Origin of the sequence: Streptomyces sp. cf386 (assembly GCF_900103585.1) — a bacterium.
Taxonomy (GTDB): domain Bacteria; phylum Actinomycetota; class Actinomycetes; order Streptomycetales; family Streptomycetaceae; genus Streptomyces.
Genome location: NZ_FNHV01000001.1, coordinates 366,630 through 386,149, shown reverse-complemented (window position 1 = coordinate 386,149; position 19,520 = coordinate 366,630). Strand labels below are relative to the sequence as shown.

Below are 19,520 nucleotides of genomic sequence, written 5' to 3'. Positions count from 1 at the left end.
GAAGCTGGTATCGATGACGGAGCAGCTGCAGGAGCACTTCGACGCGACGATCTCGCGCGACCAGCGGATCGAGCCGCGGGACTGGATGCCGGACGGCTACCGCAAGACACTCGTCCGCCAGATCGCGCAGCACGCCCACTCGGAGATCATCGGCATGCAGCCGGAGGGCGAGTGGATCACCAAGGCGCCGTCCCTGCGCCGCAAGGCGATCCTCTTCGCCAAGGTGCAGGACGAGGCCGGTCACGGGCTGTATCTGTACTCGGCGGCGGAGACGCTGGGCGCCGACCGCGCGGACCTGACCGACCGGCTGATCGAGGGCCGCCAGAAGTACTCGTCGATCTTCAACTACCCGACCATGAGCTTCGCCGACGTCGGTGTGATCGGCTGGTTCGTGGACGGCGCCGCGATCTGCAACCAGGTGCCGCTGTGCCGCAGCTCCTATGGGCCGTACGCGCGCGCGATGGTGCGGATCTGCAAGGAGGAGTCGTTCCACCAGCGGCAGGGCTACGAGCTGCTGATGACGATGATGCGGGGCACCGAGGCCCAGCGGGAGATGGTGCAGGACGCGGTCGACCGCTGGTGGTGGCCGTCCCTGATGATGTTCGGCCCGCCCGACGACGCCTCGCCCAACTCCGCGCAGTCGATGGCCTGGAAGATCAAGCGGCACAGCAACGACGAGCTGCGTCAGCGCTTCGTCGACATGACCGTGCCACAGGCCGACAAGCTCGGCGTCACCCTGCCCGACCCCGAGCTGCGCTGGAACGCCGAGCGCGGCCACCACGACTTCGGCACCCCGGACTGGGACGAGCTGATGCGGGTCATCAAGGGCGCCGGGCCGTGCAACGCCCAACGGATGGAGCGGCGCAGAAGCGCCCACGAGGAGGGCGCCTGGGTCCGCGAGGCGGCCACCGCCCACGCGGCCAAGCAGGCCGCCCGTGCGGAGAAGGGAGCGGTGGCATGAGCGCCGACAGGCAGAACTGGCCGCTGTACGAGGTGTTCGTGCGCGGCAAGCGCGGGCTCAACCACGTCCACGTGGGCTCGCTGCACGCCGCCGACGACCGGATGGCGCTCACCCACGCGCGCGACCTGTACACCCGGCGCAACGAGGGCGTGTCCATCTGGGTGGTGCGGTCCGAGCACATCACCGCCTCCACGCGCGACGAGAAGGACCCGTTCTTCGAGCCCAGCGCCGACAAGGTCTACCGCCACCCGACGTTCTACGACATCCCCGACGACGTCCCGCACATCTGAAGGAGAGGGCATGAGCGACGACCACGTCTACATGACCCTCGCCGAGGGACACGAGGACGACACCCGCTGGGCCTACGGCACCGGCTTCGAGGACCCCCTGTACGGCGTCGACACCACCGTGCCCGAGGGCATCGACTCCGGTGAACTGGCCGCCCTCTGCGTGGCGTTGGCCGACGACGCCCTGGTCTCGGCCCAGCGACTGGGCGAGTGGGTCACCCGCGCCCCCGAGCTGGAGGAGGAGGTGGCGCTGGCCAACATCGGCCTCGACCTCCTCGGCCAGGCCCGCCTGCTCTACTCCCGGGCCGGCCAGGTCGACGGCACCGGCCGCGACGAGGACGCCTACGCCTACTTCCGCGACGCCGGCGACTTCCGCAACGTACGCCTGGCCGAACTGCCGGGTGGGGACTTCGCGTTCTCGATCGTGCGGCTGCTGGTGCTGTCCAGCTGGCGCCTCGCGCACTTCGAGCGGCTGGCATCGCACCCGGACCCCGTGCTCGCGGCCATCGCCGCGAAGGGCGTGAAGGAGCTGGCCTACCACCGGCAGTACGCCGCCGAGTGGGCGGTGCGCCTGGGCGACGGCACCGACGAGTCGCACCGGCGGATGCGTCGAGCGCAGGAGCAAGTCGCCCCCTACCTGGGCGAGTTGTTCACGGCATACGACGTGCGCGACGAGGTAGTCGCGGTCATCCGCCAGGTCACCAACGCCGCCGGACTGCCCATGCCGGTGTACCGCCCGCTGCCCGGCTCCGGCCGCGACGGCGAGCACACCGGGCATCTCGCCCCGCTGCTGGCCGAGTTGCAGGGCGTGGCCCGCGCTCACCCGGAGGCGACATGGTGACCACCCTGCTCGACGCCCGGCGCGCCCGGCACATCGCCGACCAGGTGCCGGACCCCGAGCTGCCCATGCTCACCCTGTCCGACCTGGGCGTCCTGCGGGGCGTGGAGCTGACCGAGGACGGCACGGTGGTCGCGAGCCTGACGCCGACCTACTCGGGCTGCCCGGCGATGGCCGAGATGAGGGCGGATGTCGCGGCGCGACTGCGGGACGCCGGGTACGCGCGCGTGGAGATCCGTACCGTCCTCGACCCGCCGTGGACCAGCGACTGGATCACCCCGGCCGGCCGCCGCAAGCTCGCCGAGCACGGCATCGCCCCGCCCGGACCCGCCCCCCGCGCCGACGGCCCCGTCCCACTCGTGCTGTCCCCCACCCGGCACGCGGCGACCTGCCCGCGCTGTGGCTCGGCGGACACCGAGGAGACCTCCCGCTTCGCCGCCACGTCCTGCAAGGCACTGTGGCGCTGCCGCGCCTGCCGCGAGCCGTTCGAGTACGTCAAGGAGATCTGAATGGAAGGCCTGAGGGAAGCACAGACGGCCGCCGCGGCCCGCCCGCGCACCCGCCGCCGTCCGGCCTTCCACACCCTGACCGTCGCCACCGTCCAGCCCCTGTGCTCGGACGCGGTCGCCGTCGGTTTCGACATCCCGGCGGAGCTGGCCGAGGAGTTCGCCTTCGAGCCCGGCCAGTCGCTGACGGTGCGGCGCGAGATCGAGGGCCGGGACGAGCGGCGGTCGTACTCGATCTGCTCGCCGGTCGGGTCGGGGCCGAGGATCGGCGTACGGGTCGTGCCCGGCGGGCTGTTCTCGTCCTGGCTCGTCAACGACGTACACCCCGGCGACACCGTCGAGGTCATGGCCCCCACCGGCGCCTTCACCCCCGACCTCGGCACGCCAGGCCATCATGTGCTGATCGCTGCGGGCTCCGGCATCACGCCCATGATGTCCATCGCCGAGTCCGTCCTCGCCGCCGACCCCCGCTCGACGGTCACCCTCCTCTACGGCAACCGTCGCACCGGCACGGTGATGTTCGCCGACGAGTTGGCCGACCTGAAGGACCTCTACCCGACCCGGTTCCAGCTCGCCCACGTCCTGTCCCGCGAACCCCGTGAGGCCGAGGTGCTGTCCGGCCGTATCGACGCCGACCGGCTCGCGACGCTGGTCGACGCGCTGGTCGACGTACGGAGCGCCGACCATTGGTGGCTGTGCGGACCGCACGGCATGGTCCGGGACGCACAGGGGGTGCTGGAAGGCCTGGGGGTCCCGGCCGAGCGGGTGCACCAGGAGCTGTTCTACGCCGACGACGAGCCCGTGCGGGAGGTGCGTCACGAGGAGGGCGGCCCGGAAGGACCCGTCAGCCAGGTCACCATCACCCTCGACGGGCGTTCGACCACCGCCGCCCTGCCGAGGGAGCGGTCCCTCCTCGACGGCGCCCAACGCACCCGCCCCGACCTGCCGTTCGCCTGCAAGGGCGGCGTCTGCGGCACCTGCCGGGCGCTGGTCACCGACGGCAAGGCGGACATGCGGCGCAACTTCGCGCTGGAGCCGGCCGAGGTGGACGCGGGCTATGTGCTGACCTGTCAGTCGTACCCGGTGTCCGAGACGCTGACGGTGGACTACGACAGCTGAGCCGGCTGAAGAAGCTTGAGTGGCGAGGAAAGCGAAGGGACTAGATTCAAGGAGGTTGAGAAGGAAGCCCCTTCATGGCCTCGCCACGACGAACGCTAGCACTCAGGCCGGGATCAGGTCGCGCAGATTTTCGGGAGTGAGGATCCGCGACTCGGGGTGCAGCCCGTCCGGGCGCTGCAGACCGATGAAGGTGACCGGGCCGTCCGGGATCTTCTCGCCGTCCCACAGAGTCGTCGTCGTGGCGTTCATCAAGCCCGTCAGATAGCGCACCGTCAGCTGCTCGCGCTCCACGATGCCGCGCAGGAGCGTCGCCACCGACACGTGGTTGCCCTCGACCCGGTTGGCCGCCGGGGTGCCCTTGAGGTACAGGTGCAGCCACTTGGCACGCCACCGCCCGTCCTCCCCGCGCCAGAACGCCAGCGGCAGCGCCACCCGGCCGGGACCTCGCAGCTCCGACTTCATGCGCACGGTACGCGCCTCGAACGGACGCCCCTGCTGCTCACCCTCGCGCAGCATGAACCCGAAGAACGACTCCTCGACCTCCTCGAAGCCCTCCCCGGAGAAGAGGTTGACCTGCGGCACGATGAACGTCCCCCGCACGGCGCCCAGCCGCAGGTTGATGAACTCCGAGGCACCGTCGGGCGCTTCGGTGATGTCACCGGAGTGCTCGCCGTCGACGTCGGTGAGGTTGGTGTACGACAGCCAGGAGACGGTCCGGTAGGCGTCGTCCAGCATCAGCGCCGACAGGTCGTAGTCGGTGTCGCGGCTCTTCTGCTTCCAGTACACGAAGAAGCGCAGCAGCTCGCCGTCGACCGGCGACAATGAGCCGCGCGGCAGCACGCCGAGACCGGACGAGACCGCCTTGCCGCTGAGCGGGAGCGCGACGTCGAGGACGGCCGGGTCGATCAGCAGATGGCCCGGAGCCGGCAGGCGGCGCCGCAACTCCGCGTCGAGCATGGTGGTCAGGCGCAGCCGAAAGGACGGCAGGACCGACGGACGGGTGTCCTCGGTGACCCAGGCACGGCCGAGACGGTTGACGAACACCCGGCGCTCGCCGGTTTCCTTCGCCCGGTTGTGGAGGTGCTCACGCACCGACAGCAGCACGCGTCCGGCGACCTGCGGGGCGACCTCCTCGGCGGCGGCCACGACCGCGAACCGCTCCTCCTGCGTGAGCGCCATGCGCAGCAGCCGGTCCAGCGCGCGCAGCAGCCTGCCCGGCGCGGACTTGAGCAGCTTCACCGCGCCGGTGACGTCCTGCGCGCCGAGCAGCTCCTCGACCAGGCTGTCGAAGGAACGCGCCTGCTTCTCGCCCCGCGCGACCGCGAACACGTCGGCGGCGTGCGGCCACTGCGGGTACTCGTGCGGGTGCAGCCGCTCGCCCAGCCGCTTGAACTCCTCGCGGTACGCGGGCACGTCGGCGAGCTTGGCGGGCGCGGCGGCGACCACCGCGTCGAGGCCCGCCAGCAGAGCACGGCGCACCGGCCGGGACAGTCCCCGGAACCGCGTCGGCTCCACCAGCGTCACGTCACCGCCGGACACCGCGCAGGCCAGCCGCAGCACATCGGTGACCGTGTCCAGCAGCAGCTCCGAACCGGCCCGCAGACGCGCCCGGTTGAGCACGGCACGGTTCTCCCGGACCGGGATCGCCTCGGGCTGCGGCCCACCCACGCACGCCTCGGCGAGCACGTCGAGGTCACGCAGCGCGTCCTCCCCGAGCGGCGTGCTGCTGCCCGCCAACGCCAGGTAGAGCGCGGTGACTTCGGCGTCCGCGTCGCCGCCCAGGTGCAGTACCGTCATCCGGTCGCCCGCCGCCGCGATCAGCTCCTCGTGGTGGCCGAGCATCTCGGCGTACGTGTGCTGGTAGCGGCCGTACGACGGCAGGGTGAGCAGGTCGACGACACCGTCGCTCAGCTGCTCCAGGACGCTCTCGCGCGTCGCGTCCTCGGCGAGCGCCTCGGCGATGCAGCGCATCCAGAAGTCGTAGGTGTCCGGCACGTTGGCCGGGAAGTCGATGAAGTACACGTTGTGCCGCACATGGTCGCCGACCAACTCGCGGACCGTACCCAGCGTCCGCACCGCGGTGTCGACGACCGTGCCCTCGGACAGCCCCGACAGACGGGTCAGCAGCTCCGCCGAGAGCTTGAAGCCCACGGACATCAGCGCGGCGTCGAACTGCCGTGCCGCGACGGCGCCTTCCCCGGCGGGTCCCGTCGGGTCGGGGAGGCGGTGGGCATGCCGGATGACCAGGGGTTCGAGTCGGTGGACCATGCCGCGATGGTCCCAGACCCATACGCGTGTTCGCATGCGGGTTTCCCGTGTCGAACCCCGGTTCTCCTCACTCGTCGCACTCGCCGGATGTGCGGAATTTGGCGGGTATCGTTCGCCGTTCGGCCGGGCATCGTTAGTTGGCGGGGTTTGAGGGTGAGAGGGGAACCATGCCGTCGTCGTCGATACGGTGGGCCGGAGCACAGCCACAAGCGGTGCTCAGTCCGCCGGCGCCCGTTGCCGTCTTCCTGGTGGTCACGATCAAACCGGGCGGTGAGCCCGAGGCGCGCGATCTGCTCGCCGGGCTCGCGGGACTCGTCCGGGCCGTCGGGTTCCCGAGCCCCGACGGCGGCCTGTGCTGTGTCGCCGGTGTCGGGTCATCCGCGTGGGACCGGCTGTTCGACGGTCCCCGCCCCGAGCAACTGCGTCCCTTCACGGAGCTGGAGGGATCCCGGCACCGCGCCGTGGCGACCCCCGGCGACCTGCTCTTCCACATCCGTGCCGCCCGCACGGACCTGTGCTTCGCCCTCGTCGCCGAGATCATGAAGCGGCTGCGCGACGCGGTCACCGTCCAGGACGAGGTCCAGGCCTTCGCCTACTTCGACTCGCGCAACGTGCTCGGCTTCGTCGACGGCACCGAGAACCCGGTGGGCCAGTCGGCGGCCGAGGCGGCGATCGTCGGTGACGAGGATCCGGCGTTCACCGGCGGGAGCTACGCGATCGTCCAGAAGTACCTGCACGACGTGGACGCCTGGGAGGCCCTGGCGGTCGAGGCCCAGGAGAAGGTGATCGGCCGCTCCAAGCTGACCAACATCGAACTCGACGTGCCCGGCTCCCACATCGACGTGAACACGGTCACCGGCCCGGACGGGGAGGAGCTGGAGATACTGCGCGGCGCCATGCCGTTCGGTCGGCCGGGACACGGCGAGTTCGGCACCTACTTCATCGCCTACGCCCGGACGCCCGAGATCCCGGAGGCCATGCTGAGGAAGATGTTCCTGGGCGACTCGGAATCCGGCCCCGACCCGATCCTGGACTACTCGCAGGCGGTCACCGGAACGCTGTTCTTCATCCCCTCGGTCACGTTCCTGGAGGCCATTCCGGAACGCTCCGTGACGGACTGAACCCGCTGGCGGTGAGGCGGGTCGCACGGGGCGGCTCGCCTCACCGGTGACGCAGAGGTCAGGACTGCTCGGCGTCCCGCGCCTTCAGCCGCGCCGTCTCCTTGCGGACCTCGGCCTGAGTGGCGCGCTCCTTCTGCAGCCACTCGGGCTGGTCCTGCTTCAGCGCCTCGATCTGCTCGGTGGTGAGCGCCTCGGTGACGCCACCGCGGGCGAGCCCGGCGATGGAGACGCCCAGCTTCTGTGCGACGACGGGGCGGGGGTGCGGACCGTCACGTCGCAGGTCGCGCAGCCACTGGGGCGGGTCGGCCTGCAGCGCGTTCAGCTCCGCGCGCGTGACGACACCCTCCCGGAACTCGGCGGGGGTGGCTTCGAGGTACACACCCAGCTTCTTCGCCGCGGTCGCGGGCTTCATGGTCTGGGTGCTTTGGTGCGACGTCATGGTCCCAGGGTATCGACTGGGTGAACGGTCGCCGACCACGGCCGGTAACCTGGCCAGGTGACAGGCTCGCAAGACACCCCTTCGTTTCGGCTCGCGTACGTCCCGGGTGTGACCCCCGCGAAGTGGGTGCGGATCTGGGAGGAGCGCTTCCCCGAGATCCCCCTCACCCTGCACTCGGTGACCGCCGCCGAGGCGCCCGACGTGCTCCGCGTGGGCGACGCCGACGCCGGTTTCGTACGGCTCCCGGTCGACCGTACGGTCTTCAGCGCGATCCCCCTCTACACCGAGACCACGGTCGTCGTCGTCCCGAAGGACCACGTCATCTCGGCCGTGGACGAGGTGACCGCCGAGGACCTGGCCGACGAGGTGGTCTTCCACCCCCTCGACGACGTCATCGACTGGGAGCGGCCCCCGGGGCAGCCCGCCTTCGAGCGCCCCGCGACCACCGCGGACGCCGTCGAGCTCGTCGCGGCGAACGTCGGCCTGCTCGTCGTGCCCCAGTCGCTGGCCCGCCTCCACCACCGCAAGGACCTCACCTACCGCCCTCTCGTGGACGCCCCCCAGTCGAGCATCGCCCTGTCCTGGCCCGAGGACGCCACCACCGACCAGGTTGAGGACTTCATCGGCGTCGTCCGCGGCCGCACGGTCAACAGCACCCGGGGTCGTATGACCTCCGAGGCCTCGGCCGCCAAGGACCAGCCGAAGCGGGGGCGCCCCGAGAGCGGCGGCAGCGCACGGCGGCAGCCGGGAGCCGGTGGCCGCAGCGGGCGCGGCGGCTCGGGCGGCGCCAAGGGCGCGAAGGGCGGCGCCAAGGGCACCCGCCGGGGCAAGCCCCGCAACCGCTGAGGCCGGCAGGGCCCCCGGATTCGCTCCCGGGGCCCTTGACCGGCCGGCGGCTCAGGGGGCGTACGTCGCCTGCTCCGCCGTACGCACGACCGTCGCCCCGTTGGTCTGGCTCAGCAGACCCGCGCTCACCCACGCGTTCACGGTGGACCGCACCCGCGTGACCAGAGCGCCCTTGTCGGCGAACGGAGCCCCGGCCCAGATCTCGTCCAACAGCGTCGTGCCGTCGGACTTCGCGGGGTTGGCGACGCCGGAGTCGGTGGTGCCGAAGACCACCCGGGGTTCGGAGCGCCGGAAGTAGGCGTGGGTCGGGTCCTCGGTGCCCTCGAAGAAGGGGGCGAACTCGGTCCCGTTCAGGGTGTAGTGGAGCGGCTTGCCGGACACGGGGGTGAGCGACGGCAGCAGGTCGCCGGAGAGACCGGCGTTGCGGTACAGGCCCAACTGGAGGTAGTCCGTGGCGGAGTTGCGGCCGACCAGGTTGATCGGACCGTAGAAGAGGGTCTGCAGGGACGGGTCGTCGAGGGCCTTCTCGATGCGTGCCCGGAACGGCAGGGTGACGCGCACCGTGTCGCCGCTGCGCCAGGTCCGGGACACGGTGAAGTAGCTGCCGGCGGCCGGAGTGCCGCTGACCGCGCTGCCGTTGACGGTCACCTTGAAGCCGCCGGTCGCCCAGGACGGCACGCGCAGCTTCAGCTCGAATGCCGCGCTGCTCCCGCCGATGGTGAGGGTGGAGCCCTGTTCCCTGGGGAAGTCCGTCGTCTGCGTGACCGTGACGCCCTTCTCGGACCAGGTCAGAGTCGAGGGGCTGTAGAGGTTCACGTACAGGGCGGAGTTGTCGGCCTTCTTGAAGTACACCGAGTCCTGGTACTTGGTGGCGCTCTCCATGCCGGTGCCCTCGCAGCAGGTCGTGCCCTGCTTGGGGGTGTAGTCGCGCACATGCCCGGGCTTCAGGCCGATGAAGTAGGTGACCAGCGGCTTCTCCGCGTCGGCCTTGTCCTGCTTGGAGCCGAGCACCTGGTTGTAGAGGGCTCGCTCGTAGTAGTCCATGTACGTCGGATCCTGGTCGTGGAAGAACAGCATCCGGCTCAGCTTCAGCAGGTTGTGCGCGCAGCACGTCTCGGCGTTGGTGTCGCTGATCGTGCCGGCGATGACCCCGCGGGCCTTCCAGAACTCGGCCGTGCTCGTCCCGCCTATGCCGTACAGGCGCGGCGGGATGACCATGCCCCAGAAGTTCTTGGCGGCGGTGAGGTAGCGGGCCTCGCCCGTCGCGTCGTACAGCCGGACGTAACCGGTGAAGATCGGGATGTGCTGGTTGGCGTGCAGACCGTCCAGGATGTCGGTGTTCGCGGCGCAGGCGTCGATGAGCCGGTCGAGGTCGAACAGCTGGGCCAGGGCGAGGTGTTCGGCCTTGCCGGTGATCGCGTGCAGGTCGACGATCGTCTCCACGATGCCGCCGAACTCGCCGCTGGAGAAGATGCCCCACATCCGCTGGAGTGTGGCGTCGGGCAGCTTGGACAGCCTCGAGTACATCCAGTCGCACATGCCGGACGCGAGGTCGAGGGCGCGGGCGTCGTCGGTGGCGAGGTGGGCGTCCAGCAGACCCTTGAGGATCTTGTGCGCGGTGTAGTACGGCGCCCACACCTTGGTGTAGTCGCCGCTGGTCATCGACTCCAGCTCGATGAACTGGGTCTCCGGGTACGCGGCCAGGAACCCGGGGTGGCTCGGTCCGCCCCAGGTGCGGCGCAGGGTGGCGGTCAGCCCGCGGCCGGAGGAGTCGGCGAACGTGCCACCGGCGGTCTCGAAGAAGTCGTACGACGCCAGGTTGCCCCGACCGGCCGAGGTCGCGGAGGCCCGGTTGCTCTGCAGCGCCGTGATCTCGGCGGCGGTCAGCGCCCGCGACCAGACGTTGAACTCGTCGAAGGCGCCCGCGAACATGGGGTCGCCGGAGAAGTTGGAGCGGCCGAGCCAGTTGTTCGTCAGGGTGCCCAGGGCCGCCGGGTTGAGCGTCATCGACGTGTTCGTGGCTACGGCCGTGCCGTTGACGTACAGCGTGCCGGTGCTGCCGCCGATCGTCACCGCCAGGTGGCTCCACTGGTTCAGCGGCAGCGCGGCGGTGCCGTCGAGGCCCTGCTCGCCGCCGGGGCCGTTGGTGGTGACGGCGAACCGCGGGACGCCACCCGCGTTGCGCCCGGCCAGGTACATGTACCGGGTGTTGTTGTTGCCGAAGTCGAAGACACGGGCCCAGTTGGCGTTGTGGGTGGGCTTCACCCAGGCCGACAGGGTGATCGCGGAGGCGCCGCCGAGCACGGTGGACGGCAGGTCGACGTACTGGTACGAGCCGCGCACGTTCTCCTGGGCGGTGCCGAACTTCCCGGTGACGCTGAGCATGCGCGGATCGCGACGCAGCGCCTCGCGCACGTCGTTCAGCGCTCCCACCATGGTCCCGATCCTGTCGGCGTACACCTGGTCCCCGGTGCTCGCGTACGCCTGCGCCAGCATGCTCAGGAAATGCCCGGTGTAGTGGCCGCGGAGGTTGCCGTTGGCCTCGCCGTCCAGGCCCTCCCAGCCGCCCGGGGCGACCGCGCCGCCGGTGGAGAGCCCGGCGTTGGCGCGGAAGACCTGCAGCAGCCGGTTCACGTCGTAGCCGCGGCCGTGGTCGAGCATCAGCTGACGCTTGGTGGCGAAGACGCCGGGCCTGAGGGCCACGTTGTCGAGGGCGAACGGCTGGACGGTCCAAGCGGCCGGAGCGGCGGCGGCAGCGACGGTCGCGGCCTGCGGGGCGTCAACTGCGGCCGAGGCCCGGCCCGTTGCGGCGAGCGAGACCGCGGGGGTCGCCGCCGCCAGTGCGGCGGCCTGGAGAAGGGATCGTCTGGAGAGGGGCGGTGCCATGGGTGCTCCTCCACGCGGGGGGACATCCGTTCGGTATTACGAACGGTGTGCGGATGGTCGACCAGACGATAGGGATGGGACGAGTGGGGGTCAATGGATCTGGAGCGTTTTAATTCCGGTCAGTTGCGGAGCCAGTCGTACGCCGCACGCGCGGTGAACTCCCCCTGCCCGCCCCGCACCAGGAGGCCGGCTGTCGCGAACTCCGGGGCGTCGGCCTGTGCGGCCACGTACGGGATCGCGATGCACCGCATCCCGGCCGCGTGCGCCGCGGCGGCGCCGGGGGCCGCGTCCTCCAGGACCACGCAGTCGCCAGCAGCGACGCCCAGTCGGCGGGCCGCCTCCAGGAAGACGTCGGGGGCGGGCTTGCCGTGGTCGACCTCGTCGGCCGAGACGACGGTGCGCAGATGGGTGTCCAGGCCCGTGCCGGCCAGGATCGCCGTGATGGCTTCCAGTGACGAGCCCGACGCCACGGCCATCGGGACGCCCTCGTTCGCCAGCAGTTCCACGAACTCGCGCATCTCGGGGTACGCACGCGTGGCCGTGCGGGCGAGGTCCAGGTAGCGGCGGTTCTTGGCGGCGAGCAACTCGTCGACGGTGGCCTCCAGGCCGTACTCCCGCTTCCAGAGCGTGACCGTCTCCAGCGTGCTGATGCCGACGTACCGCTCGTGATCCGTCCATGTGAACCCGGGCACTCCATGCTCGGCCAGGACCTGGCGGCCCGCCTCGAAGTAGTGGGGCTCGCTGTCCACGAGTGTTCCGTCGAGATCGAAGATGACCGAAGTGCCGCTGAGACCGCTCATGGCCCCAGCATGTCAAAGGTCATTTCCGGGCCGCCGCCCGCCCGATCGACTCCACCAGCGGCAGCAGCCGGTGCGGGACGCGCTCGCGCAGGGCCACCTCGGAGCGGGTGCGGACCACGCCGGGCAGGCTGATCAGCTTCTGGATCACATCCTCCAGGTGGGCGTTGTCACGGGCCACCACGCGGGTCAGCAGATCACCGCCGCCCGTGATCGAGAAGGCCTCGACGATCTCGGGTACGGCGGCCAGCGCGTCGCCCACGTCGTCGAGGTGGCCCTGGGTGACCTCGATGTGCACGAAGGCCAGCACCGGGTGGCCGAGGGCGGCGGGAGAGAGGGCCGGTCCCGTGCCGGTGATCACGCCGTCCCGCTCCAGCCGGTCGAGCCGGGCCTGCAGCGTGCCGCGCGCGACGCCCAGGATGCGGGCGTACTCGCGCACGCTCGTGCGGGGCTGCTCCAGGAGAAGCCGCAGGATTCGGGTGTCGAGCTCGTCCACGGCCATGGGGTCCGGCCTTTCCGCCTGTGTGGTCCGTTGGCCCGCTGATGGACGTGCTGGGACCGATATGTCTGTGCCAATGGCCCACCATATTAAGTGCCACTTGAGCCAGTCGCCTCAGTGATGCTGCAATGGACCGGTCGATGGCGCTGCGGATCCCGCGGCGCCTTTTTCATGCCGGTGCAAAGGGGCGGGAAGCAGTGCTGAAGAGGGTGTTCGCGGCGCCGGACCCGGGGTGGGCGCGGCTGCGTTTCGCCGTGCGGGCCGTCCTCGGCATCGGGCTCGCGGTCGTCGTCTGCGCCCTGGCCGGACATTCCCTCGTCGGCGCCGTCACCGGCGGGCTCGCCGCGCTGCTCGCGCTGTTCACCGTCACCGACGCCACGGTCCGCGGACAGGCGGTCACCACGGCGCTGCTGCCGCTCGTCGGGCTGCCCGTCCTCGCGGCGGCGGCCGGGCTGCACGACCACCCGGTCGCCCGCGACCTCACCTTCCTCGCCGTCGTGGGCGCCGGTGTGTACGCCCGCCGCTGGGGGCCGCGCGGGCACAGCCTCGGCGTGTTCGCGTTCATGACCTTCTTCGTGGCGCAGTTCCTCCAGGCGACCCCGCGGCAGCTGCCCGAGCTCTACGCCGCCGTCCTGCTGTCCCTGCTCACCGCGTCCGCGGTGCGCTTCGGGCTGTGGTGCTACGAGCGCCGGATGCCCCCGGCACCCGTACCCGCGCCGCCGGGCGGCAGCGGCCTGGCCCGCGTGACCACGCGCCAGGCCGTCCAGGCCACCGCCGGCGCCGGCTTCGCCCTCGTCGTGGGACAGCTGGTGTCCGGCCAGCGCTGGTACTGGGCCGTCGGCGCCACCTGGTGGATCTTCGTCAACACCGCCTCGCGCGGCGAGACCCTGGTCCGCGGCTTCCGCCGGGTCCTCGGCACGGTGATCGGCATCGGCCTCGGCCTGCTCGTCGCCGTCCCGCTGAACGGCGCGGGAATCCCGACGGCCGCGCTGCTCGCCGTCTGCGTCTTCGGCATCTTCTACACCGCCGCCGTCTCCTACACCTGGATGATGCTCTGCGTCACGGTGCTCGCCGAGCTTCTCTACGGCCTCCTGGGCGTCCTCGATCCCGCCCTGCTGGCGCTGCGGCTCGCCGAGACCGGCGTCGGGGCGGTCGGTGCCGTGCTGGCGGTGCTGTTCGTCCTGCCCGTCACCACCCACACCATCACCGACGCCTGGATCCAGCGCGCCCTGCGCTGTGTCCACGCGGCCACCGCCGAGGCCGCCGCACGCCTCGCCGGGGACGAGAGTGCCGACCCAGCCTCCCGGGTGGCCGAACTGGAGCAGCTGCTGGCTCGGGTACGGCTCTCGGTCGCCCCGCTGGTGCACCCGCTCAACCCGGTGCCGGCCCGCAAGAGGCGTGCCCGCCGGGTCCTGGCCCTGCTCGACGACTGCGCCCGCGAGATCCGCGGCCTGGCCGCCGTCGCCGCCGATCCGGAGGCCTCGCACGACGCCCGCCTGGCCGCCGCGTGCTGGCGTGTCGAGGCCGCGGTCGAGGCGCTCACCGGGGGCACGGACGTCACCGCCCCCACCGCGCAGTCGGCCGCGTCGGACCCCGCGCTGGCCCACCTGCACGGCCTGGAGCGGGCGCTGGCCGAGCTGGCCCAGCCCCTGCGCACGCCGTCCGGGTCGCGGCTCGTGACCCAGCAGCCGTAGGAATCTGGTTTCAGCCGATACCGTATCGAATGAGTGGTCGACGGTACGGTGACCTCATGACCGCCGACGTCCCCAGCCCCACCCCCACCGCGCGTGCCACCGACCGCCCCGGTGACGGCTCGCCGTTCGCACTCGGCCTGCTGCTGCGCCGGGCGCACTGGCGTGCGGCCGCGGTGATGACGGAGGCGCTCCGGCCGCTCGGCGTCGAGTTGCGGCATTTCGCCGTGCTGATCGTGCTGGTCAACGAGGGACCCACGGTGCAGCGGGATCTGGCGGCGGCGACCGGCTCGGACAAGGCCGGAATCATGCGGGTCGTGGACGACCTGGAGCGCAAGGGGCTGGCCGTCCGCAAGGCCGTCCCGGGGGACCGGCGGGCGCGGTCGGTGGAGATCACACCCAAGGGGATCGAACTCTTCGACGCGGCTCATGCGTCGGCGCAGCCGCTGGCCGAGGGGCTGGTCGCAGGCCTGGCGCCGGGCGAGACCGAGCAGTTGATGGATCTGCTGACCCGGTTCGCCCACCCCGCAGACAGCAAGCCAGACAGCGAGGCGTGAGCGCGCCCGCGCGACGGTTGCCTGTCGCGCGGGCGCTTTGCGGGTCTACGGCCCGAGGGCTACGAGGCCCTGAGGGTTACGCGGCCAGGCGCTCCGCCAGTTCCTTGGCCTTGGCGGCCGCGTCCTCGAAGGCGCGCTTGCGGGAGGCCTCGTAGAGCGGGACCAGCTGTGACATGGCCGGGTTGCGGGGGGCCATGGTGAGCTCCGGGACGATGAAGTCGAGGTCCAGGCCGAGGGTGCGTCCGAGGACGGCCTCCAGGTAGTTCTGGACGAACTCGAAGCCCTCGCGCGGGGTGCCCGGCGCGTAGGAGCCGCCGCGGCTGGCGACGACGATGACCGGCGTGCCCTGGGCGGAGGGGTTCTCGCCCGCCGTGCGGCCGAGCAGAAGCACGTTGTCCAGCCATGCCTTGAGGCTCGACGGGATCGAGTAGTTGTGCATGGGGGCGCCGATCAGGATGGCGTCCGCCTGCTCCAGTTCCTCCATGAGCATCTCCCGCGCGGCGAACGCGGCGGACTGCTCCGGCGTGCGCTCGGCCGGGGCGACGTAACCCGCGGACCAGGCGACGGCGGTGATGTGCGGGACGGGGTCCGCGGCGAGGTCGCGGTAGATCACCGTGCCCTCCGGGTGCTGCTCCTCCCAGGCCGTGCGGAAGGCGGCCGCGACCGAACGGGACGAGGACGCCTCGCCGGGGAGTACGGACGAGTCGATGTGCAGCAGCGTGGCCATGGCTTTCTCCAAAGGTGAGGTCCGAGTCGGGGCCCGGAGCCGATGACTTGTTCTCGCCCATAGTTAAACACGAGAAAGTATCAACTGATACGATCGCGATTGCAACGCAGATGGACAAGTTCAGCAAACGGGAGGAAGACGATCTTGGACGTCTATGAGGCGGTCACCAGTCGGCGAGCGGTACGCGGATTCACCGACCGGCAGGTCCCGAACGAGGTACTCGAGCGCGTACTGTCCGCGGCGGCCTGGACGCCGTCGGCATCGAATCTCCAGCCCTGGCACGCCTACGTGGTGACCGGCGCGCCACTGGCCGAACTCAAGAAGCGCGCCGGCGAGCGTCTGGAGGCAGGCGACTCCTGGGACGAGCCGGAGTACGAGCAGTACCCGCCCGAGCTGAAGTCCCCGTACCGCGAGCGCCGATCCGCCTTCGGTGAGCAGCGCTACGGGGCACTCGGCATCCCGCGCGAGGACGTCGAGGCACGCCAGCGGGCCTCTTCCGCGAACTGGGACTGCTTCGGCGCGCCCGCCGCGCTGTTCTGCTACATCGACCGCGACCTGGGCCCGGCCCAGTGGTCCGACGTCGGCATGTATCTGCAGACCGTCATGCTGCTGCTGCGCGCCGAAGGGCTGCACAGTTGCACACAGATGGCCTGGGCGAAGTTCCACCGGACCGTCGGCGAGGTCCTGGCGCCCCCGGACGGGCTCATCCTCTTCTGTGGGATGTCGATCGGGTTCGAGGACGTCACCGTCGACCACGTCCGTACGGGCCGGGCCCCGCTCGACGAGACGCTCACGTTCGTCGATGGTTGAGAGGGCCGCGCGCTTTCGGTCGATCCGGGCGCAGTTCCCGGCCGCGCCCCCATGGTGGTTCTCATGCCGCACTCCGCAGGTTCCCCCCACGAAAGGCATGTCATGAAATTCGCCGTCATCGGCGGCACCGGGCTGATCGGCTCGCAGGTCGTCAGGATCCTGAACGCCGCCGGACACGAGGCGACGCCGCACTCGAAGTCCACCGGGGTCGATGTCATCAGCGGCCAAGGAGTGGACGAGGCGGTGGCGGGAGCCGACGTCGTCGTCAACCTGACGAACTCCCCGACCTTCGACGAAGCCTCCCCGGCCTTCTTCCGGACCTCGATGGACAACCTCCTGTCCGCGGCCCACAAGGGCGGCGCGGGCCACTTCGTCATCCTCTCGATCGTCGGCGTGGACCAGGTGCCCGAGCTGGACTACTACCAGGCCAAGGCGCTTCAGGAGGCCGTCCTCGCGGCCGGGCCGGTCCCCTACTCGATCGTCCGGGCGACGCAGTTCATGGAGTTCATCGACGCCGTCCTGTCCTGGACCGCCGACGCCGACACCGTCCGGCTGCCCGCCACGCCGATCCAGCCGATCGCCGCCAAGGACGTGGCCGAGGCGGTGGCGGAGGTGGCCATGGGCTCCCCGCTGAACGGCATCCGCGACATCGGCGGACCCGAGATCTTCGCCCTGGACGAGCTGGGCCGGATCACCCTGTCCCACAAGGGCGACAAGCGTACGGTCGTCAGCGACCCCACGGCGGGCATGTTCGCCGCCGTCAAGGGCGACGTCCTCACCGACAAGGACGCGCACCTCGCCGCCACCCGCTACAGCGACTGGCTCGCCTGACCCGATCACATGGGCAAGTCGCTTCATCGGCCACCCAGAGGGTGGATCAGCCGTCCCGCCGGGTAACTCCGGGCCATCGGACGTCACGGAACCCGCGAGCCGTGCGGGAGCGGCCCGCGGGTGAGCCCGGTGCGGAGTGTCCTGCGGAACTCCTTCGCCGCACGGGACTCTTGGTCTAGACCGATGCTGATCCACTGCTACCGTCGCCCCGACGGCAACCGACCGGAAGGGGACAGCGGTGGCAGACGTCGGCAGAAGGGGAGGACGGGCCTACATCGGGTCGTTCACGGCGGCCGGTGGCCAGGGCATCACCACCGCCGCCGTGGACGCGGGCAGCGGAGCGCTGACCGTTCTCAGCGGCGTGGACGACCTGCCCGACCCCGCCTATCTGGCCCTGTCGCCCGGCGGCGACACGCTCTACGCCGTCAGCGAGACGGCCGAGGGCGCGGTGGCCGCCTACCGCGTGACAGGAGACACTCCGGAGCCGCTCGGACCGCCGGTGCCGGTGGGCGGCAGCGGGCCCGTGCACCTCAGCCTGTTCGCCGGTCACGTCCTGACCGCCAACTACGGCTCCGGCAGCGTCACCGCCGTCCCCGTCCGCGCCGACGGCACCCTCGCGGACGCCCCCTCCACGGTCCTGCGCCACACCGGATCCGGTCCGCACACGCCCCGCCAGCAGGGCCCGCACGCCCACCAGGTCCAGCCCGACCCGAGCGGCCGCTGGGCCGTCAGCGTCGACCTGGGCACCGACTCCGTGCGGGTGTGCACCCTGGCCGACGGCCCGCTCGACCTGTACCGGGAGATCGCCCTGCGTCCGGGCTCCGGACCCCGCCACCTGGCCTTCCATCCGCACGGCAGCTACGCCTACGTCCTCAACGAACTCACCCCCACCGTCACCGTCTGCCACTGGGATGCCGACGACGGCACGCTGAAGCCCCTGACGGAGACACCGGTCCTGTCGGGCGCCCCGGCGGGGGACGCCTATCCCTCGGGCATCGTCGCCTCGCCCGACGGCCGCTTCGTGTGGACCGCGACACGCGGCGAGGACGTGCTGTCCACGTTCGCCGTCGAGGGCGACGAGCTGCGGCTGACCGGCACGGTGACCTGCGCTGGGCACTGGCCGCGCGCGATCACCGAGGCGGGAGGGCTCCTGTACGTCGCGAACGAGCGCTCCGGTGACGTGTCCTGGTTCGCCCTGGACCCGGACCGGGGGCTGCCGCGCTACGAGGGCTCCATCGAGGCGCCCGCGGCATCCTGCGTGGTCATCGGCCCGGACACGGGCAGGGTGTGACGTACGCCGAAGGCCCGCTCCCCCTTTGAGGAGCGGGCCTTCGGAGTGACGACTGTGGCTCTGACGTGCGCGTCAGCGCACCGGCGTGCCCTGCGCCTGCTGCGGGGCGATGCCCAGCGCGGTCGTGTACTTGGACAGGGCGAGCTTGCCGATCGCCGGGTACGGGCCGAGCGCCTCGGCGGCGGAACAGCCAGCCTCCTGCGCGGCCTCCGCGATCAGGCTCGGGTCGATCTCCGGCCCTATCAGGTACGGCGCAAGCGCCAGCTGCTGCGAGCCCGAGGACCGCAGCTGCGCGGCGACGGCCGCGATCGAGCCGTCCTGGTCCAGGGCCGCCGCCATCACCGGAACGGCCAGACGCGCGGCGAGCAGCATGCCGGTGATCCCGGCCGCCTGCACGGCCTCCTCGCCGCCGACGGAGGCCAGGATGATGCCGTCCGCGGCGGTGGCCACGGTGAACAGGCGGGCGCGGTCGGCGCGGGCCAGACCGGCCTCCGACAGACGCACGTGCAGTGCCTCGGCGAGCAGCGGGTGCGGGCCCAGCACATCGGTCAGGTCGGCCGCGACCCGGCTGTCCATCACGGCCTGACGGATGACGCGCAGCAGCGCGTTGTCCGGGCCGGCCAGCAGCGGCACGACAACGGCGACGGGGCCCTCCGGCTCCTTGACCTCCACCCCTGCGGCGAGTGCCTGCTCATAGCGGGCGGCGCGCTCCTCGGCCGCGTGCACCAGCACGGACTGGAGCGTGGGGAACTCCCCGTCGTCACCGTCGACGTACCCGATCCGGGCGTCGAGACCGGGGAGCTCGGAGCGGGCGATGCTCACGACCTCCTCGGCGAGACCGCGGGTGGCGGCGCTCGGTGTGCCCGGCACCGCGAGAACGAGCGCGGGCGCGCCCTCGGGAGCCGCCAACGGCTCGGGTCGGCGGTGCCGCCCGGGCTGACGAGGTCGCGGCATTCGTACTGGCAGGCCGGACGCGGGCCCAGTGGGGGAGCTCATGGCGACGCATGTTACTGGCTTCTTGGGCTCCCCTGTTCGGGGAGGGTGCA

General features: G+C 71.3%; 19 protein-coding genes. 12 read left to right on the top strand and 7 right to left on the bottom strand.

What is annotated here, in order from left to right; genetic code table 11:
- Positions 1 to 13: 13 nt before the first annotated feature.
- From paaA to paaE, 5 genes are read left to right on the top strand one after another with little or no spacing between them, the layout of a single operon-like run.
- Positions 14 to 961 carry a 1,2-phenylacetyl-CoA epoxidase subunit PaaA gene (gene paaA, locus BLU79_RS01680; RefSeq protein WP_093903747.1) on the top strand — a complete coding sequence of 316 codons (948 nt, stop codon included), beginning with the start codon at positions 14 to 16 and terminating at the stop codon, positions 959 to 961.
- Positions 958 to 1,251 carry a 1,2-phenylacetyl-CoA epoxidase subunit PaaB gene (paaB, locus tag BLU79_RS01675; protein ID WP_093903746.1) on the top strand — a complete coding sequence of 98 codons (294 nt, stop codon included), beginning with the start codon at positions 958 to 960 and terminating at the stop codon, positions 1,249 to 1,251. Before paaA ends, paaB begins: the two co-directional genes overlap by 4 nt.
- Positions 1,252 to 1,261: 10 nt before the next feature.
- The gene (paaC, locus tag BLU79_RS01670; RefSeq protein WP_093903745.1) at positions 1,262 to 2,089 is read left to right on the top strand and encodes a 1,2-phenylacetyl-CoA epoxidase subunit PaaC; all 828 of its coding nucleotides are present in this window, start codon (positions 1,262 to 1,264) and stop codon (positions 2,087 to 2,089) included.
- A complete protein-coding gene (gene paaD / locus BLU79_RS01665; protein ID WP_093903744.1) occupies positions 2,083 to 2,595 on the top strand; it encodes a 1,2-phenylacetyl-CoA epoxidase subunit PaaD in 513 nt (170 codons plus the stop codon). Before paaC ends, paaD begins: the two co-directional genes overlap by 7 nt.
- Complete coding sequence (gene paaE / locus BLU79_RS01660) at positions 2,596 to 3,711, top strand: 1,2-phenylacetyl-CoA epoxidase subunit PaaE (RefSeq protein ID WP_093903743.1); 1,116 nt, start codon at positions 2,596 to 2,598, stop codon at positions 3,709 to 3,711. It abuts the gene before it with no gap.
- Positions 3,712 to 3,813: 102 nt separating this feature from the next.
- Here paaE and BLU79_RS01655 read toward each other — a convergent pair whose 3' ends face one another.
- The gene (locus BLU79_RS01655; RefSeq protein ID WP_093904183.1) at positions 3,814 to 5,979 is read right to left on the bottom strand and encodes a TerD family protein; all 2,166 of its coding nucleotides are present in this window, start codon (positions 5,977 to 5,979) and stop codon (positions 3,814 to 3,816) included.
- Between the two features lie 167 nt (positions 5,980 to 6,146).
- Here BLU79_RS01655 and BLU79_RS01650 point away from each other — a divergent pair, with 167 nt between their 5' ends.
- Positions 6,147 to 7,100, top strand: coding sequence for a Dyp-type peroxidase (locus tag BLU79_RS01650; protein ID WP_093903742.1), 954 nt, complete (start codon positions 6,147 to 6,149; stop codon positions 7,098 to 7,100).
- 58 nt (positions 7,101 to 7,158) lie between these two features.
- Here BLU79_RS01650 and BLU79_RS01645 read toward each other — a convergent pair whose 3' ends face one another.
- A complete protein-coding gene (locus BLU79_RS01645; RefSeq protein ID WP_093903741.1) occupies positions 7,159 to 7,539 on the bottom strand; it encodes a DUF5997 family protein in 381 nt (126 codons plus the stop codon).
- A 57-nt stretch (positions 7,540 to 7,596) separates the two neighbouring features.
- Between BLU79_RS01645 and BLU79_RS01640 the strand changes: the two genes are divergently transcribed.
- A complete protein-coding gene (locus BLU79_RS01640) occupies positions 7,597 to 8,385 on the top strand; it encodes a LysR family substrate-binding domain-containing protein (protein WP_093903740.1) in 789 nt (262 codons plus the stop codon).
- Between the two features lie 51 nt (positions 8,386 to 8,436).
- Here the strand turns inward: BLU79_RS01640 and BLU79_RS01635 are convergent, their stop codons facing one another.
- The 3 genes from BLU79_RS01635 to BLU79_RS01625 all read right to left on the bottom strand — a co-directional run bounded on the left by BLU79_RS01635 (position 8,437) and on the right by BLU79_RS01625 (position 12,570).
- Complete coding sequence (locus BLU79_RS01635) at positions 8,437 to 11,271, bottom strand: beta-L-arabinofuranosidase domain-containing protein (RefSeq protein WP_093903739.1); 2,835 nt, start codon at positions 11,269 to 11,271, stop codon at positions 8,437 to 8,439.
- Positions 11,272 to 11,390: 119 nt separating this feature from the next.
- Positions 11,391 to 12,071 (bottom strand): HAD family hydrolase, encoded by a 681-nt coding sequence (locus BLU79_RS01630; protein ID WP_093903738.1) that lies wholly within the window; start codon positions 12,069 to 12,071, stop codon positions 11,391 to 11,393.
- A 19-nt stretch (positions 12,072 to 12,090) separates the two neighbouring features.
- A complete protein-coding gene (locus BLU79_RS01625) occupies positions 12,091 to 12,570 on the bottom strand; it encodes an Lrp/AsnC family transcriptional regulator (protein WP_093903737.1) in 480 nt (159 codons plus the stop codon).
- A 194-nt stretch (positions 12,571 to 12,764) separates the two neighbouring features.
- Between BLU79_RS01625 and BLU79_RS01620 the strand changes: the two genes are divergently transcribed.
- Both BLU79_RS01620 and BLU79_RS01615 read left to right on the top strand, forming a co-directional pair.
- The gene (locus tag BLU79_RS01620; protein WP_093903736.1) at positions 12,765 to 14,261 is read left to right on the top strand and encodes an FUSC family protein; all 1,497 of its coding nucleotides are present in this window, start codon (positions 12,765 to 12,767) and stop codon (positions 14,259 to 14,261) included.
- Positions 14,262 to 14,317: 56 nt separating this feature from the next.
- Positions 14,318 to 14,815 carry a MarR family winged helix-turn-helix transcriptional regulator gene (locus tag BLU79_RS01615; protein WP_093903735.1) on the top strand — a complete coding sequence of 166 codons (498 nt, stop codon included), beginning with the start codon at positions 14,318 to 14,320 and terminating at the stop codon, positions 14,813 to 14,815.
- Between the two features lie 76 nt (positions 14,816 to 14,891).
- On the opposite strand, the gene BLU79_RS01610 is transcribed toward BLU79_RS01615, so the two are convergent.
- On the bottom strand, positions 14,892 to 15,542 hold the full coding sequence (locus tag BLU79_RS01610; RefSeq protein ID WP_093903734.1) for an FMN-dependent NADH-azoreductase: 651 nt from the start codon (positions 15,540 to 15,542) through the stop codon (positions 14,892 to 14,894).
- A gap of 144 nt (positions 15,543 to 15,686) precedes the next feature.
- Between BLU79_RS01610 and BLU79_RS01605 the strand changes: the two genes are divergently transcribed.
- From BLU79_RS01605 to BLU79_RS01595, 3 genes are all read left to right on the top strand, one after another.
- Entirely contained in the window at positions 15,687 to 16,352 is a 666-nt protein-coding gene (locus tag BLU79_RS01605) for a nitroreductase (RefSeq protein ID WP_093903733.1), read from the top strand.
- A gap of 102 nt (positions 16,353 to 16,454) precedes the next feature.
- Positions 16,455 to 17,183 carry an SDR family oxidoreductase gene (locus BLU79_RS01600; RefSeq protein ID WP_093903732.1) on the top strand — a complete coding sequence of 243 codons (729 nt, stop codon included), beginning with the start codon at positions 16,455 to 16,457 and terminating at the stop codon, positions 17,181 to 17,183.
- Between the two features lie 238 nt (positions 17,184 to 17,421).
- Entirely contained in the window at positions 17,422 to 18,474 is a 1,053-nt protein-coding gene (locus tag BLU79_RS01595; RefSeq protein ID WP_093903731.1) for a lactonase family protein, read from the top strand.
- 72 nt (positions 18,475 to 18,546) lie between these two features.
- Here BLU79_RS01595 and BLU79_RS01590 read toward each other — a convergent pair whose 3' ends face one another.
- On the bottom strand, positions 18,547 to 19,470 hold the full coding sequence (locus BLU79_RS01590) for a sirohydrochlorin chelatase (RefSeq protein ID WP_093903730.1): 924 nt from the start codon (positions 19,468 to 19,470) through the stop codon (positions 18,547 to 18,549).
- Positions 19,471 to 19,520: the final 50 nt, after the last annotated feature.